General features: G+C 64.6%; 18 protein-coding genes. 3 read left to right on the plus strand and 15 right to left on the minus strand.

The features are described 5' to 3' along the window. Positions 1-14: 14 nt before the first annotated feature. The 8 genes from MTX23_RS06840 to uvrC form a co-directional block, all read right to left on the minus strand. Positions 15-482: a hypothetical protein gene (locus MTX23_RS06840; RefSeq protein ID WP_280975863.1), complete on the minus strand. Its 468-nt coding sequence runs from the start codon at positions 480-482 to the stop codon at positions 15-17. Continuing rightward, positions 476-1,330, minus strand: a complete 855-nt coding sequence (locus tag MTX23_RS06845; RefSeq protein ID WP_280975864.1) for a TIGR01459 family HAD-type hydrolase — start codon at positions 1,328-1,330, stop codon at positions 476-478. Before MTX23_RS06845 ends, MTX23_RS06840 begins: the two co-directional genes overlap by 7 nt. Positions 1,331-1,345: 15 nt before the next feature. Next, positions 1,346-2,758 carry an EAL domain-containing protein gene (locus tag MTX23_RS06850; RefSeq protein WP_280975865.1) on the minus strand — a complete coding sequence of 471 codons (1,413 nt, stop codon included), beginning with the start codon at positions 2,756-2,758 and terminating at the stop codon, positions 1,346-1,348. A 151-nt stretch (positions 2,759-2,909) separates the two neighbouring features. Beyond that, positions 2,910-3,869: a 50S ribosomal protein L3 N(5)-glutamine methyltransferase gene (gene prmB / locus MTX23_RS06855; protein ID WP_280975866.1), complete on the minus strand. Its 960-nt coding sequence runs from the start codon at positions 3,867-3,869 to the stop codon at positions 2,910-2,912. Next, positions 3,869-4,336: a molybdenum cofactor biosynthesis protein MoaE gene (locus MTX23_RS06860; protein ID WP_280975867.1), complete on the minus strand. Its 468-nt coding sequence runs from the start codon at positions 4,334-4,336 to the stop codon at positions 3,869-3,871. Before MTX23_RS06860 ends, prmB begins: the two co-directional genes overlap by 1 nt. A 62-nt stretch (positions 4,337-4,398) precedes the next feature. After that, entirely contained in the window at positions 4,399-4,650 is a 252-nt protein-coding gene (moaD, locus tag MTX23_RS06865) for a molybdopterin converting factor subunit 1 (protein ID WP_280975868.1), read from the minus strand. Further along, complete coding sequence (pgsA, locus tag MTX23_RS06870; RefSeq protein ID WP_280975869.1) at positions 4,647-5,276, minus strand: CDP-diacylglycerol--glycerol-3-phosphate 3-phosphatidyltransferase; 630 nt, start codon at positions 5,274-5,276, stop codon at positions 4,647-4,649. The genes moaD and pgsA overlap by 4 nt, the downstream gene beginning before the upstream one ends. A 91-nt stretch (positions 5,277-5,367) precedes the next feature. Then, positions 5,368-7,455, minus strand: a complete 2,088-nt coding sequence (uvrC, locus tag MTX23_RS06875; RefSeq protein ID WP_280975870.1) for an excinuclease ABC subunit UvrC — start codon at positions 7,453-7,455, stop codon at positions 5,368-5,370. A gap of 265 nt (positions 7,456-7,720) precedes the next feature. On the opposite strand from uvrC, the gene MTX23_RS06880 reads away from it, so the two are divergent. After that, positions 7,721-8,344, plus strand: coding sequence for an outer membrane protein (locus MTX23_RS06880; RefSeq protein ID WP_280975871.1), 624 nt, complete (start codon positions 7,721-7,723; stop codon positions 8,342-8,344). A gap of 363 nt (positions 8,345-8,707) precedes the next feature. Here the strand turns inward: MTX23_RS06880 and MTX23_RS06885 are convergent, their stop codons facing one another. The 4 genes from MTX23_RS06885 to MTX23_RS06900 form a co-directional block, all read right to left on the minus strand. Then, the gene (locus MTX23_RS06885; protein WP_066502379.1) at positions 8,708-8,923 is read right to left on the minus strand and encodes a cold-shock protein; all 216 of its coding nucleotides are present in this window, start codon (positions 8,921-8,923) and stop codon (positions 8,708-8,710) included. Positions 8,924-9,178: 255 nt separating this feature from the next. Continuing rightward, complete coding sequence (gene rlmJ / locus MTX23_RS06890; RefSeq protein ID WP_280975872.1) at positions 9,179-10,039, minus strand: 23S rRNA (adenine(2030)-N(6))-methyltransferase RlmJ; 861 nt, start codon at positions 10,037-10,039, stop codon at positions 9,179-9,181. A 114-nt stretch (positions 10,040-10,153) separates the two neighbouring features. Next, complete coding sequence (locus MTX23_RS06895) at positions 10,154-10,843, minus strand: ribonuclease T2 (RefSeq protein ID WP_280975873.1); 690 nt, start codon at positions 10,841-10,843, stop codon at positions 10,154-10,156. Positions 10,844-10,966: 123 nt separating this feature from the next. Beyond that, a complete protein-coding gene (locus MTX23_RS06900; protein WP_280975874.1) occupies positions 10,967-11,431 on the minus strand; it encodes a hypothetical protein in 465 nt (154 codons plus the stop codon). A gap of 165 nt (positions 11,432-11,596) precedes the next feature. Between MTX23_RS06900 and MTX23_RS06905 the strand changes: the two genes are divergently transcribed. Both MTX23_RS06905 and MTX23_RS06910 read left to right on the plus strand, forming a co-directional pair. Next, positions 11,597-11,896 (plus strand): hypothetical protein, encoded by a 300-nt coding sequence (locus MTX23_RS06905; protein ID WP_280975875.1) that lies wholly within the window; start codon positions 11,597-11,599, stop codon positions 11,894-11,896. A 42-nt stretch (positions 11,897-11,938) separates the two neighbouring features. Continuing rightward, complete coding sequence (locus tag MTX23_RS06910) at positions 11,939-12,469, plus strand: DUF3617 family protein (protein ID WP_280975876.1); 531 nt, start codon at positions 11,939-11,941, stop codon at positions 12,467-12,469. Positions 12,470-12,633: 164 nt separating this feature from the next. Here MTX23_RS06910 and MTX23_RS06915 read toward each other — a convergent pair whose 3' ends face one another. Genes MTX23_RS06915 through MTX23_RS06925 form a run of 3 tightly spaced genes read right to left on the minus strand, consistent with a single transcriptional unit; the run spans position 12,634 to position 15,281 of the window. Then, positions 12,634-14,019 (minus strand): ATP-binding protein, encoded by a 1,386-nt coding sequence (locus MTX23_RS06915; RefSeq protein ID WP_280975877.1) that lies wholly within the window; start codon positions 14,017-14,019, stop codon positions 12,634-12,636. A 9-nt stretch (positions 14,020-14,028) separates the two neighbouring features. Then, positions 14,029-14,733: a response regulator transcription factor gene (locus tag MTX23_RS06920; protein WP_280977988.1), complete on the minus strand. Its 705-nt coding sequence runs from the start codon at positions 14,731-14,733 to the stop codon at positions 14,029-14,031. A gap of 20 nt (positions 14,734-14,753) precedes the next feature. Then, positions 14,754-15,281 (minus strand): MarR family transcriptional regulator, encoded by a 528-nt coding sequence (locus MTX23_RS06925; protein WP_280977989.1) that lies wholly within the window; start codon positions 15,279-15,281, stop codon positions 14,754-14,756. Between the last annotated feature and the right edge of the window lie 230 nt (positions 15,282-15,511).

Genomic DNA, 15,511 nt, shown 5'->3' on the forward strand with positions numbered 1-15,511 from the left:
AAGGGCCGAATTAGCTAGCCTTCGCGGTGACGCCATGGTGCAATGTTTGACAGCTTGCCATCGGTAAAAAATAGAAATCCCTTTCGATAGACCCACCCGATTCTTCCGTCGGGCACCTTGTAGATGTGATCAGGCTTGCCCCAACACGTTGCCTCCACTTGCGCCTCGGTCATGCCTATGGTCGGTAGGCCTTTCTCCTGACATGCGCGGTAGGCCTGCAGATAATCTTCGTGTTCATCGGCAAAGGTCGCGGTGGCAAATCCGCAAAAGAAAAGCCCGACTAACAAAAGTCGCATGATCGCCTCGGCAGCTTGATTTCTTGCAATACCAGGGTGCCTGCACGATTTCGGAATATTGGAAGAGTATTCCTGAGTTGCCCGACGCGTCAAGTTGCCCGGTCGAGCGTCGGTCGCCGCCGGCTCCTTTGCATGGGGTTGTTTTCGATATTTTGGCAGCGCGCTCCAGCGATGCGCCGCTACCACTTGAGCTCGCGCATCAGCGCGCGCGGCGGATGGCCGAACAGCTCCTTCACCGAGGCCGGGTCGAGCTGCTCGATGCCCTCGAATTCCTCGGAATGGATGCCCCGCGTGATGAACAGGAGGTCGATGCCGAAGCCATGCGCGCCGGTAAGATCTGTGCGTACGGAATCGCCGATCGCCAGCACCCGCGAGCGTTCGGCCGGCCGGCCGCTGCGCTCGGCGGCCAGCGCCATGGCGCGCTCATAGATCGGCCGGTGCGGCTTGCCGTAGAAGATCACCTCGCCGCCGAGCTCGCGATAGAGTTCGGCGATCGCTCCGGCGCAATAGATCAGGCGGTCGCCACGCTCGACCACGATATCCGGATTGGCGCAGACCAGCGTCAGCTTGCGCTCGAGCGCCTTCATCAGCGTCTCGCGATAATCTTCGGCGGATTCCGTCTCGTCGTCGAACAGGCCGGTGCAGATGATGTAGTCCGCCTGCTCCAGCGGCACCAAAGTGGCGTCGAGGCCGCGATGGATCGAGCTGTCGCGCTCCGGGCCGACCCAGTAGATCTTCTGGCCGGGATGGTCGGCCACGAAATGCCGCGTCAGGTCGCCTGAAGACACGATGGCGTCGTAGGTCTCGTCGGCGACGCCGAGCTTGCGCAGCTGCCGCTGCACGGAATCGGCCGGCCGCGGCGCGTTCGTGATCAGGATGACGGTGCCGCCCTTCTGGCGGAACGTGTGCAACGCCTCGCAGGCCTCGGGAAAGGATTCGAGCCCGTTATGCACGACGCCCCAGATGTCCGACAGTACAACGTCGACATCGTCGACGAGGTCGCGCAGCCGCTCCACGAAGCGCAGCGAGGTCATGACGCGGACTGCCGGCTAGCTTGGGCCGACCGCGCGGCGCGCCAGCGCGGCATTGCCGGTCGCGCGCGGCGGCGCTGCGGGACTTGAAACGGTTGCTGAATTGCTGGCGCCATCGAGATCCTGCGGCTTGGTCTGAGAAGCCTCGGCGGTAGCAGATGCCCCCTCCGGCCGCAACGGCCGCGGCGGCGCGAACAGGAAGCCCTGACCGAACCGGACATCGTAATCGAGCAGGTCGACCACAGCGCGCTCGCCCTCGATCCGTTCAGCGATCAGGTCGATGCCGCAGCGGCCGAGCAGGTCGGACAGGTCCGATGGATGGATGTCGGTGCTTGCGGCCTGCCCGGCGTCGAGCAGAAGCGCGGCCGGCACCTTGATGAAGCGCACGCCGCGATCGGCGAGTTCGCGCGGCTCGAGGCGGAGGTCGCTGACATGGTCGATCGAGAAACGGTATCCGCGTTGCGCCAGCGCCGCGAGGTTTTCGCTCTCGGTCGGGCCGAGATTGCGGAACGTCGACTGCCTGAACTCGAGCACCAGTGAGGGCGCCAGCGCGCGGTTGGCCTCGAGGAAATCTAGGCACTGCGTGAATTGGGCGGGGTTGGCCAGTGTCGCCGACGAGACGTTGCAGAACACGCCGACATCCTTGTTGCGCACCATCAGGCGGCGCAGCACCTGGACGCAGCGGAACATCACCGTGTAGTCGATGCGGCCGATCAAGCCGCCGGCCTCGGCGACGCCGATGAAATCGTCGGCGGCCAGAATCTGGTCCTGCTCGTCGCGCAGCCGGATCACCGCCTCATAGTAGCGCACCTTGCGCTGCGGCAGCGTCACCATCGGCTGCAGGTAGACGTCGAGGCGGTTCTCCTCGATCGCGTTCTTGACCGCGCCCAGGAGCTGTCCCTGGCTCCGTGGAATTGCGGCGGCCGGCGCCGCCGGCGGCTGGGGCGCCATGGCGACGGCCGGGGCCTGTGGGGGCGGCTGCAGCAGATTGTCTCGCGGCGCTGCCGGTGCCTGCGCCACCGGAGCGGCGGCCAACAGGTCCTCGTGGTGGGCGACGGACGCGGCGAGTTGCTTCACGAGCCCGCCAAGCTCGTTGATCTCGCCGGCCATGGCCTGCATCCGGTCGGTGCCGGTGGAATTGGCCGAGGCGACGCGGCCCTCGATCGCGGCCAGCCGCCGGCCGAATTCGGCGACCTGACGGGCAAGGTCTGCGGTGCCGCGCGACAGATCGGCGACCTGGCTGCCGACGTTGCTGCGGTCGCGCAGCCGCATCGAGACTGCGTTGTAGAGGATCAGGAAGGTGAGGGCGGTGAGCGCCACGATCGCCGATTCCGATCCGCTGATGCCCGCCACCGAATACAGGACAAAGCCGAGCGAGGCTGCGACCAGCACCATGCAGATAGCGATGAAGATCGTCGAAATGCGAATCATGCCGCGCGCCCGCGCCCTCTGTTCGAGCTTCCCCAATCCCACAACCTTAACACCATTGTTGATTCGACGTGCCAGCGATGTTGGGAACCGGCTGGAGCTGCACACGATTTTCGCATCGCCCGCGAGGCTTCTGCGCGACCGCCGCGCGGGATCAGAGATCCGCGGCGGCGATCCAGAACACCTCGCCCTCGGACTCCTCGGTGTCGAGCCAGAGCAGCGGCAGGTTCGGATAGGCGGCTTCGAGATTGTCGCGGCCGCGGCCGATCTCGCAGAGCAAGCCGCCCTGCAGGGTCAGGTGCTGCTTGGCCTCATCGAGGATGCGCCGAACGATATCGAGACCGTCCGGCCCGCCGTCGAAGGCGAGCTGCGGCTCGGAGCGGCACTCGCGCGGCAGCGACGCCATGCCCTCGGCATCGACATAGGGCGGGTTGGAGATGATGAGATCGTAACGTTTGTCGCCCAGCGGCTTGAACAGGTCGCCGCGGTAGAGCGTCAGCCGATCCGTGAGGTCATGATCGGCGACGTTGCGCGCGGCGACCTCGAGCGCGTCCTTTGAAACGTCGACAGCGTCGACCGTGGCGTTCGGGAAATTCCGGCTCGCTAGGATCGCGAGGCACCCGGAGCCGGTGCACAGGTCCAGCACGCTTTCGACCCCGGCGGGATCGCCGATCAGCGAAGTGCCGTCCTCGTCGCCGCCGAAATGCGAGTCGAGCAGCTCTCCGATGAAGGAGCGCGGCACGATGGTGCGCTCGTCGACATAGAAGGGCAGGCCGCGCATATAGACCTTGTTGACGAGATAGGCCGCGGGCTTGCGCGTGCCGACGCGGCGCTCGATCAGGTCGAGGATCTGTTTGCCCTCGGCCGCAGTGACGCGCGCGCCGGCAAAGCTATCGAACTGGTCGGGATGGAGATGCAGTGTCTCTGAGACCAGGAAGGCCGCCTCCGCCACCGGATCGGTGGTGCCGTGTGCGAACACGAGTTTTGCTGCATTGAAGCGGCTGACTGCGTAGCGCACGAAATCGAACAGGGTCTGAAGCTCGCCCGCGCCGACCCTGGGCGCCTTTGGCGCCGCAGGGCTACGCTTCGCCGTCACTTTGCTGCGCTTGGCCATCAGGATTTGATCCAGCGCGCAGCGGCCGTGTCGTCATGGTCGCGCGCCTCGATCCAGCTCGCGCCGCGCGCGCTCTCCTCGCGCTTCCAGAATGGCGCGTTGGTCTTGAGATAGTCCATCAAGAATTCGGCGGCCTCGAACGCGGCCTGCCGGTGCGCCGAGGCCGTCACCACCAGCACGATGTTCTCGCCCGGCACGATGCGCCCGAAGCGATGGATGATGGTGAGGCCCTGCAGCGGCCAGCGCGCCAGCGCTTCGTCGGCGTGGCGGCCGATCTCGGCTTCCGCCATGCCTGGATAGTGTTCGAGCGTCAGTGCCGCGATCGGCTCGCCCTGCTCGCTGCCGCGGCAGATGCCGCTGAAGCTGACGACCGCGCCGACATCGGTGCGGCCTTCGCTGAGCGCGGCGATTTCCCGCGCAACGTCGAAGTCGGCTTCCTGGATGCGAATGGTCGCAGCGACGGTCATGGGGTCTCTTTTGTTTGACGCGTTTTCTTCACGCGAACCGGTACCCGCTTCGCTCGAAAACGCTATCCGCCAGTCATCGGCGGGAAAAACGCGATCTCGCGCGCGCCCGAAATCGCCGCGTCCGGCTTGACATGGGCGTGATCGATCGCGGCGCGGATCACCTTGGGTTTCTCGAAGGCATAGGCGTAGCTTTCGCCTCGCGCGGACAGCCAGCCGATCAGGTCGGCGACGGTGCGCACCTCCACCGGCGGCTCGACGGTTTCTTCCGCCTTGCCGACGCGTTCACGGACCCAGGCGAAATACTTCAGCTTCATCCCTCATCCTCCTTGATGAGGTGGTGGATACCGGCGCGGAAATAGTCCCAGCCGGTATAGATCGTGAGGATCGCCGACATCCAGAGCAGGAACAGTCCGATCATCGTGACGAGCGGCCCCGCAGCGGGCGGCAAGGCCTGGTCGCCGGCCTCGCCGGCCAGCAGGAACCCGATCGCGATCAACTGGATCGTTGTCTTCCATTTCGCAAGCTTGGTGACGGGAACGCTGACCCGCAAGCCCGCCAGATATTCGCGCAGGCCGGAGACCAGGATCTCGCGGCATAGGATCACGATGGCCGCCCACAGCGTCCAGCCATGGATGCTGTTGTCGGCCGCAAGCATCAACAGGCAGGACGCGACCAGGAGCTTGTCGGCGATCGGGTCGAGCATCCGGCCGAAGGCGGATTGCTGGTCCCAGATCCGGGCATAATAGCCGTCCAGATAGTCGGTCACCCCCGCGGCGATGAACACGGCCAGCGCCACCCAGCGCAGCCACAGGGGCCCGTCCAGGATCGATTGCCAATAGATGGCACCGATCACCACCGGAATGGCGGCGATGCGGGCATAGGTCAGGATATTCGGGAGGGACAGGGTCTTGGGCTGTCCCCGGGTCGTGGCGATGTTCATCCGTCCTACCAATACCGCTGAGGCGAGAAGGTCAACAGTGCGGAACCAAGATGGCCGGTCGCAGGCGACGCCCTGATGACTCGTGTCCCCTTTAACCCGGCTGGGCGTGAAAAAACTCGAAAATCTTGCGGGCGCTCTCCGCGCTGACGCCCGGAACCCTGCCGAGGTCGGCAATCGAGGCCCGCTCGATCTCCTTGAGCGTTCCGAAATGATGCAACAAGGCACGTTTGCGCGACGGGCCGATGCCGGGAATCTCCTGGAGGCCGGCCTCGCGGATGTCCTTTTTGCGCAGCTTGCGGTGCGAGCCGATCACGAAGCGGTGGGCCTCGTCGCGCAGCCGCTGGATGAAATACAGCACCGGGTCGCGCGGCTCCAGCTTGATGGCCTCGCGGTCTGACATGAACAGCGTCTCGCGGCCGGCGTCGCGGTCCGGCCCCTTGGCGACCGCCATCAGCGAGACCTGGGTCAGCCCGAGGTTCTGGAAAATTTCCCTGACCGCGTTGAGCTGGCCGCGGCCGCCGTCGATGATCACGAGGTCCGGCCATTGCGGGAAGGAGGAATCGTCGTCCGCCTTGGCCTTTGCAGTGTCCTTGGCGGCGTCGCCTTCCGGCGGCTTCAACAGGCGCTTGAAGCGCCGCTCCAGCACCTCCCGCATCATCCCGTAGTCGTCGCCGGGCGTCAGCCCCTCCGACTTGATGTTGAACTTGCGGTACTGGTTCTTCATGAACCCGTCGGGGCCGGCCACGATCATCGCGCCGACCGCATTGGTGCCCTGGATGTGGCTGTTGTCGTAGACCTCGATCCGCTTCGGCGTGTGCGGCAGGCCGAGCGTGGTGACCATGGCCTCCAGCAGCCGGCCCTGGGTTGCGGTATCCGCGAGCTTGCGGCCGAGCGCCTCGCGCGCATTGGTGAGCGCGTGGCCAACTAACTCTTTCTTCTCGCCGCGCTTCGGCACGGAGACCTCGACCTTGTATCCGGCCTTGACCGACAACGCGTCGGCGAGCAGCGCGGTCTCCTCAATCTCGTGCGAGAGCAGGATCAGCTTCGGAGGCGGCTTGTCGTCGTAGAATTGAGCGAGGAACGAGGACAGCACCTCTTCCGGCGTGAAGGTCTTCTCGGCCTTCGGGAAGTAGGCGCGGTTGCCCCAGTTCTGGCCGGTGCGGAAGAAGAACACCTCGACGCAGGAATAGCCGCCTTCCTGATGGATCGCGAACACGTCGGCCTCTTCGACGGTGCGCGGGTTGATGCCCTGCTGCGACTGAATCGCCGACAGCGCCGCGAGCCGGTCGCGGTAAAGGGCCGCGGTCTCGAACTCGAGTTCGCCGGAAGCCTTCTCCATCTCGGCGGCAAGCAATTCCTTCACGGCATGGCTGCGGCCCGACAGGAACTCGGTCGCCTCGCGCACCAGCTCGCTGTAGCCGGGGAAATCGATCTCGCGCGTGCAGGGACCGGCGCAGCGCTTGATCTGGTAGAGCAGGCACGGCCGCGTCCGGCTTTCGAAGAAGCCGTCGGTGCAGGAGCGGATCAGGAACGCGCGCTGCAGCGCCGTGATGGTGCGGTTGACGGCGCCGGCGGACGCGAACGGGCCGAAGTAGCGTCCGGGCCTGGTCTGCGCGCCGCGATGCTTGAGGATCTGCGGCGCCCAATGGTCGCCGGTGATCAGGATATAGGGAAACGACTTGTCGTCGCGCAGCTGCACGTTGAAGCGCGGACGGAGCTGCTTGATCAGGTTGGCCTCGAGCAGCAGCGCCTCGGTCTCGGTCGTGGTCGAGATGATCTCGACATGGGTGGTCGCCGCGATCATGCGCAGGATCCGCGCGGCCAGCGGCGCGTTGGCCCGCGCATAGGACGACAGCCGCTTTTTGACGTTCTTCGCCTTGCCGACATAGAGCACGTCGTTGACGGCGTTGAGCATGCGGTAGACGCCAGGCGAGGTGGGGGCGAGGCGAACCGCGTTCTCGATTGCAGCGTGCCCCGTCGCGAGCGTGCCCTCCACGCCCCCCTCGGCGGCCTCCTCCGCGTCGGGCAGGCGCGCCTCGTCGTCCTCGTCGGCTACAGAGGTTTCGGGATCGACATCGCCCGTCTGGAGTGCCAGGTCGTCTTGCGGCAGGTCGGATTTTGAACCGCGCCGCGCCTGTCGGGGGGGCGGTGTCGGACGCTCGGGAGAATCGTGAACCATGGGCGTAAACTAAGCGCTCGAACGGGCGGTCGCCAGCGCCGCCAGCGCTGGAAAAGAGGGCCGATTGCAGGGGGTTACCAATCCTGCACGCTGCGTGGGGGCGGGTGTGTAACGTCTTGTTAAGACTGATAAGCGGCTGGTAACCGGCCTTAACAGGCCTTTAACCTAAAGCTCTCGATAAGCCTTAGAGAAAAAAGTGGAATTCCGTAACCATGCCGGTCGCTCAAGCCGGCAGGTCGCGGCAGTTGCGTGGTGGAGAGTACCGATGACCCGGTTGGTTTTGCGCGTGCTGGCGCTGATCGTCGCAGGCTGGACGACCTCGGCGGCGGCAGCCGATCTCAACTACGGATCGCCCTACACGGTCTATCAGCCGCTCAACGCGTATAGCTGGGCCGGACCCTATCTCGGCGGCAATATCGGTTACAACTGGGGCTCGATCGACAACAACCCGACCAAGCCGTCCGGCTTCGCCGGCGGTGTCCAGGCCGGCTACAACTTCCAGAACGGCACGCCCTGGGTGTTCGGTATCGAGGGCGACATCCAGGCCTCGGCCGCGGACGATACATTCGCACCCTGGAAGTTCTCCAATCCCTGGTTCGGTACCGTGCGTGGCCGCGTCGGCTACACCTTCAACAACGTGATGTTCTACGGAACCGGTGGTCTCGCCTTCGGCGAGCTGCGCGGCGAGACGTTCGGCGTCTCGGAGACCCACACCAATGCGGGCTGGACTATCGGCGCCGGCGCCGAGATGGGCTTTGCTCCGCACTGGAGCGCCAAGGTCGAATACCTCTATGTCGATCTCGCCACCAGCAACTTCGCGCTCACCGGCGGCGCCGCGAACGGCTACAGCTTCAGCCTGGTCCGCGCCGGCATCAACTATCACTTCTGAGAACAAGAAGACGTCGACCACCAACTCCCGGCTGCGCATTGCGTGGCCGGGTTTCTTTTTGTGCTGACGGGACGTCGCGGAGGAGGGCATGCTCGTTGGGAATCCGACCGCAGGCATCCGGTGGGCCGCACGTTTCCAACTCTGCGGAGTCCGCACTCGGGCGGCCGCATCATGCAGGTGATCAGCAGCGAGCACGAGTCGTGTGCCCGGCTGGCAGTTCACACGCAACGCGTCATTCCGCTTTCGTCGTGAGTCCGGGATCACGACGCGGTCGCATGCAATCGCGGCACGATCTCAGGTCTCTCGCTCGCGCATGATCCATTTCGGAAGCCAGGCTTCCGATTGTCCGGATCACGCGCGCACTCACGATGAAACCACCAGGTTGACCGCCTTGGGGCCTTTGCCCTTCTTGTCCGGCTCGACCTCGAATGTAATGCGCTGTCCTTCAGTCAGGTCCTTCAATCCCGCCCGCTCGACGGCTGTGATGTGAACGAACACATCGCGGCCGCCATCATCAGGCTTGATGAAGCCGTAGCCCCGCTCTCCGTTGAAGAACTTGACTGTCCCAGTCATGGCCATCGGGAAACTCCTCCCCCGTATTGCTCCACCGCTACGCACGCCGCGCAGCGGTTGACCGACATTCGCTTGTCGGAAGCTTGGCCACCTGAACAGGCCGGCGTCACGCCGCCGGTCTGCCTGGATTTATTTCGGCCTTGTCACTCCGCCGCAACCATTCGCGGAAGCGGAACGTAAAGCCAGTCGTAACAGGATGAGCATAATACGGTTCCGCGCAGATTGACTACGCTCAAATCGCACTTTTCGGTGGGCGCCGGATTAAGGTTTAGGCGTTTCAAGTCTGAAGCGGGCTGCACCGCCCTGGCCTAACGGCTTCTCGAGTTCGGGCAGGATGAGCTTCAGCTCGCTCGCCAGCGTCCACGGCGGATTCACCATCAAAAGCCCGGTCGAAACGAGGCCGCCGCCCGTTCCCTGCGGTGCTACGCTGAATTCCAAACGCAAGCACTTGCCGGCCGGTTTGCTTGTTGCGGCCGCCGCGGCCACGCTGTGCGCGAGGTCGTCTGTGGCCCTCCGGGATTTTACGGGGTACCACAAAAGATACGTGCCGGTCGGCCACTTTGCGAACGCTTCCGAGAACCCTTTTGCCAGCCGCTCGAACTCGTCCTTGGCCTCGAATGGCGGATCGATCACCACCAGGCCGCGCCGCTCGTTCGGTGGCACGAACGCAGGAAGCGCCGTCCAGCCATCGAGATCGACAACGCGGGCCTGCGTGTCGCGCCGCAACGCGTCGATCAGTTGCTTGCGTGCCGTTGGCTCGATCTCGCAGGCGGTGAGGCGATCCTGCGGTCGTAGCAGCGCGCGTGCGATCAAGGGTGAGCCGGGATAGGTTTTCAGCTCCGCCTTCGGATTGAACGCCCTGACGATGTCGAGATACGGCGTGACCAGCGGCTGCGCCTTGTCGGAGAAGCGCGCCTGCATCAGCCGCGCGATGCCGGTGAGCCATTCGCCGCCGCGCTGCGCTTCGCTCGACGTCAGATCGTACAGCCCGGCGCCGGCATGGGTGTCGATGACGCGGAACGCCGCCTGCTTCTCCTGCAAATAGGTAAGCATGCGCACCAGCACGATGTGCTTGATGACGTCGGCGAAGTTGCCGGCATGAAAGGCGTGACGGTAGTTCATGCGATAGCCGTTACCACGTCGTTGCGAGCACGGCGATATGTCCACCGTCGCTCGCTGAGCACCGGCGAATTCGGGCGCCGCCGACGCTCGTCACAGCGGCGGGAACGCCAAGTCCTAGCCGCCACGCATCGGCGGCATCAGCACCTGGTCGCGGCGGCAGGCGCGGCGATCGATCTCTTCACAGGAACGGAACTGGAGATCCTTGCTGAGGCAGATCCGCACCTCGCTGAGCCGCCTGCTGTCGCAGGTGACCGCGATCGCCGAACTGCTGAGCCCCGGATTGACCTTGATGAATGCGGCTTCCAGATCGTCGGGCGAGATCGTCTTCGGCTCCGACAATTGCAGAAACTCCTCGGGGATCTTCACCGCGGCGCGCGCCTTGCGGATGGTCTCGAAATAGGCGCGCTCGCCGAGGCCCGAGCAGGTGCCGTGCTTGTCCCATTCGTTGTAGATCAGGCCGGGCGCCGGCATTAGGTCGAGCATCGAGCTCATGATGCCGCGGGCGAGCCGCGGCGAGGGCCGTTGGCAGTATTCCGGGAAACCGCGCTCATATTGCGGCCACAGGCCGTGCACCACAAAGGAGTACGGCCGTCCGCCGCACTGGGCTTGCGTACCGCGGCCGTTGTTGCCGCGTTCGCTCGCCGCCTCGCAGAAGGACGGCGACCACGACAGCGACAGCACGTAAAAATCGAACTCACCCGGTGCGTTCTGTCGGCGATCCTGAGCCGATGCCGTGACCGTAGTGCATAGGACCAAGGCTGCAATTGAAACCAGAAATCGGGAAATTATGGCCAACCGATGCATCAAACGCTCCCTCACTCGACGGTTTAGAACCTAGCAGGCGACCAGAACATTTCAAGAACAAATGCGTCATCCGCCCGCGAGCGGACGGCTCGCGGACGCTGGCTCGTCAATCTGGTGGGGAAATCAGGGTCGCGCGGCCCGGCAGGAGGGGTTGTAAGCCCAGTCGCGGTCGAGCCCGCTGACGCACCATTCGACACCCTGGTTGAAGCCGGCGAAGCCGCCGTCCTCGATGATCGAAAAGTGCACTTTGCGCATCTTGCCGTCGCTCAGCATCACGTTGCCGGAGCAATAACGGCGCGGGATATTGTCGGATTGCCAGGGACGGAAGGCGGTCTCATGGATCCGGTCGTAGCCGGTGATCACCAGCGGTGAATTCCAGAAGGTGGCTTCCTTCTCGTGGAATTGCTCGCTGATGACGGGGAGGGCGCTCTCGCAGGGGGCGACGTTACCGTCGTAGCGCGGCCCGGACAGCCAGAAATTCAGCTCGAACGGGTTCGCAGCCTGCGCTGTCCCCCCGGAGGCTAGCAGGCCGAACGCGAGCGCGGCACCAACACCGAGCTTTTTGGCTGACATGAACAGGTCGCGCATGGGAATCCACCCGATAATCCGATGTGGCGGACGGTGCCGTGAAGCCCCGACAAGGTCAAGTGCAGCGCGGCAACACCTGCGGAGAAGTCCACTTCGGCGAACCGCGCGTTCTTTTCACGACCGCCGGCGCGCTCTATGTTGGCTACAGGCGAAATGGAGTCTCCGATGCGAAGGAAATTGGCCGCGTGCCTGGTTGCCGTTTGCGGGATGCTGGCCGTCGTGCCGGCGCGGGCCGATTGGCTGCAGCCGGTACCGCCGTTCAAGGGCAATGATACCGGCGGTATTATCGCCTACTCGCTGGCGATGCAGACCGATGCGCGGCTGCTCGCCGTCGATCACTGTGCCTCCTACGGCAAGGTGGTGAAATTCCTCTCCGTACAGTCCTATCCGGGTGGCTACATCTCGTTTGCCTGCCGCTGGGTGCCCTACGGCTCCGCACATCGGCCGTTGCGTACGCGCTACTGAGCGCCGTCGAACCCTGCGATCGGTAACCGGGAGTCAATCGCTATGGTGCGACGTCTTGCTTTGCTTGGTTCGGCCGTTTGCCTGGTGTTGTCGGCCGGCGCTGCCAGCGCGGTCGATCTGCCGACCCGCAAGGCGGGCCTGTGGGAGATGAAGATGGTCAAGACCGGCTCGTCGATGCCGGAAATGACTATGCAGCACTGCACCGACGAGTCCACCGACAAGGAGATGAGCACGACGGCCGCGCCGATGGCGAAGCAGGTCTGCTCCAAGCAGGACATCCAGAAGACTGCCACCGGCTATGTCAGCGACAGCGTCTGTGGCGTCGCCGGTGTGACGGTGACCTCGCATGCCGAGATCGCCGGCGACTTCAACTCGGCCTATACCGTCAAAAGCACCTCGCACGTGGAGGGTGGCCCGTCCGGCGCGCGCGACAGCACGACGATGATCGAGGCGAAGTGGCTCGGCGCGTGCAAGAGCGACCAGAAGCCCGGCGACATGATCATGCCCGGCGGCATGAAGATGAACGTCAAGGACATGGAAAAGCTGAAGGGGCTCCTGCCCAAGCAGAAGTAGGGTGCCGCATTCAGCGTTGCCGCGCGCCTGAATTTTATCTCCGTCATGCTGAGGAGCGCGCAAAGCGCGCGTCTGGAAGCACGCCGGCCTGGACGGTGGCCGTGCATCCTTCGAGGCTCGCAAGCGCTCGCACCTCAGGATCGCGGATCTGCCTCAGATACTCGCTAGACCGGCACCCGCACGGCTGCTCGCAACCCGCCCATCGGACTTTCGCCGAGCATGATATCGCCGCCATGCGAGCGCGCGATGTCGCGCGCGATCGCAAGTCCAAGCCCGCTGCCGCCTTCGTCCTGGTTGCGGGCATCGTCGAGCCGCAGGAACGGCTTGAACACCTCTTCGCGCATGTTTGCCGGAATGCCGGGCCCGTCGTCGTCGACGGTCACGGTGAGATAGCGGTGGTCGCGATGGCCGGTGATCGAGATCGTGTTGGCATGGCGCGCTGCATTGGAGACGAGGTTGCCGAGGCAGCGCTTGAACGATGCCGGTTTCACCGTCACGACCGGCAGGCCGTGGAACGCTACCGTCGCGGTGTGGCCATGGCGTTCGGCGTCGCTGCGCAACTCCTCCAGCGCCATCGCCATGTCGGTCGGCTGCGCGACCTCGCCGGAATCGCCACGGGCGAAGGCGAGATAGTCCTCCAGCATCATCGACATCTCGTCGACATCCTTGCGCATCGCCTCGATTTCGGGGCCTTCGCCGAGCAAGGCGAGCTCCAGCTTGAAGCGTGTCAGGATGGTGCGCAGGTCATGTGAGACGCCGGCCAGCATCGCGGTGCGTTGCTCGATCGAACGCTCGACGCGCGCCTTCATCTCGATAAACGCCTGCGCCGCGCGCCGCACCTCGCGCGCGCCGCGCGGCCGGAAATTCGGCGCCTCGCGGCCCTTGCCGAAGCTTTCGGCGGCATCGGCGAGTCTGAGGATCGGCTTGATCTGGTTGCGCAGGAACAGCACGGCGACGATCAAGAGGATCGTCGAGGTGCCGAGCATCCAGAAGATGAAGATCTCCGAATTGGAGGCGTAGGCTGCGCTGCGCTGGGCGAAGATCCGCATCACCGCATCGTCGAGCTGCACGCGGATCTCGACCAGGTTGGAATTGCCGACGGTGTCGATCCAGAACGGCCGGTTGATCTGCCGCCCGAGCTGGACCGACAGCGTCTGATCGAGCAGCGAGAAGAACGGCTTCGGTCCTGGCGGCGGCATGTCGCCCGCGGGGAGAAAGTCGACCACGAGCTGCAGCTTCTGGGCGATGTGGCGAAGCTGTGCGCGGTCCTTGTCCTGCGGATAGTTCTTGTAGACGTCGATGAGCGCGGCGATGTCCGATACCACCGCGGCCGACAGGCGCCGCGTCACCGTGTTCCAGTGCCGCTCCATGAACACGAACGCGACCACGGTCTGCAGCACCACCATCGGCACGATCATGATCAGCAACGCGCGGGCATAGAGGCCGGTCGGCATCCAGCTCTTGAACGCATTGCCCATCCAGCCATTGGCCTTCGACACGCGCTGCGACGCGTTGCGGATCAGGGTCAGGCCGGAGTCGAGCGTGCTCATGGACGGGCTTTAGGGAGTGGCCACCAGACGATAGCCGATGCCGCGCACGGCCTGCAGGAACAGCGGATTGGCGGGATCGTGCTCGATCTTGCGGCGGAGGCGGTTGATCTGCACGTCGACCGCGCGCTCGTTGACGGTGCCGCCGCTGGTCAGCGCTGCGCGCGGCACCGTCTCGCCAGGGGTAGAGGCAAGGATGCGCAGCATCTCGCGCTCGCGGTCGGTGAGGTGGATGATCTCCTCGCCCTGACGCAGTTCGCTGCGCTCGATGTGAAAGACGTAGGGACCGAACGCGATCTGCTCGACGGCCGCGACCTGCGGCGGTGCGGTGCGCTTGAGGATATTGCCGATGCGCAGCACGAGTTCGCGCGGCTCGAACGGCTTGGCGACATAGTCGTCGGCGCCGATCTGCAGGCCCTCGATGCGGGCTTCGGCCTCGTGGCGGGCGGTCAGCATGATGATCGGCACCGACGAGGAGGAGCGGATGAAGCGGGCGAGATCGAAACCGTTCTCGCCGGGCATCATGACGTCGAGGATGAGGAGGTCGAAGTGCAGCCCCAAGAGCTTGGCGCGCGCGTCGCTGGCGCTCGGCGCGGTCGTGACGCGGTAGCCTTCGCCGCAAAGAAAACGCGACAAGAGGTCGCGAATGCGTCGGTCGTCGTCGACCAGGAGGAGATGCGGTGCGTCGTCCGCCGGCTCGGCCGGCGGCCGCACCATCGTTGCAGTCTGCGCCACGGTCACTCCCTTGTCTTTCTGCCGCCGCCGAAGATCGCTTCGAGCACCTTGTCGGGGTCGTCGCGATCGATCATCGCGCGCAGGAACTGACGAACGGTCTCGATGCCGGCGGCATCGATACCGGTGACCGCGCGGTTGATGCGGTCGGTCTGCAGCCCGGCGAGCCTGGCGACCAGCGCCTCGCCCTTGGGCGTCGCATAGAGCAGGCGCTGCCGGCGATCATTGTTGCCGGTCTTCTGCACGATGTAGCCTTCGTCGAGCAGCTGCTTGAGCACGCGCCCGAGCGACTGCTTGGTGATGCGCAGCACGTCGAGCAGGTCGGCGACCTTGAGCCCGGGATAGCGGGTGACGAAGTGAATGACCCGGTGATGGGCACGGCCGAAGCCGAACGCTTCCAGCTCCTGGTCGGCGTCGCCGACGAAATCGCGGTAGGCGAAGAAGAGAAGCTCGATAATGTCCCAGCGCAGATCGCGCGCGCCCGCTGCAGAAGGCGAGGTGTCGCTTCCCTGCGAATCGGGTTGGGCAGCCATGCCCGGGAAATTTATGTCAGCCATGTTGACGTATCTTGGGTTCAATGTTACAAAACTGCTTGTCGCGACGAAACATTAAGTCGTTTTGTCCCTGACAACGTTTGAGGCGGCCTGAAAGAGCCAGTGATGGCGGTTTGGGCCGCAAATTGGACTACCGTGCGATTGTCGAGCGGCATTTCGGCAAACATACTGGACTTCAGCATTCCGCAAAAGCATGTCTAAACGGCATG

It is taken from the genome of Bradyrhizobium sp. ISRA436 (assembly GCF_029910015.1).
Classification (GTDB): domain Bacteria; phylum Pseudomonadota; class Alphaproteobacteria; order Rhizobiales; family Xanthobacteraceae; genus Bradyrhizobium.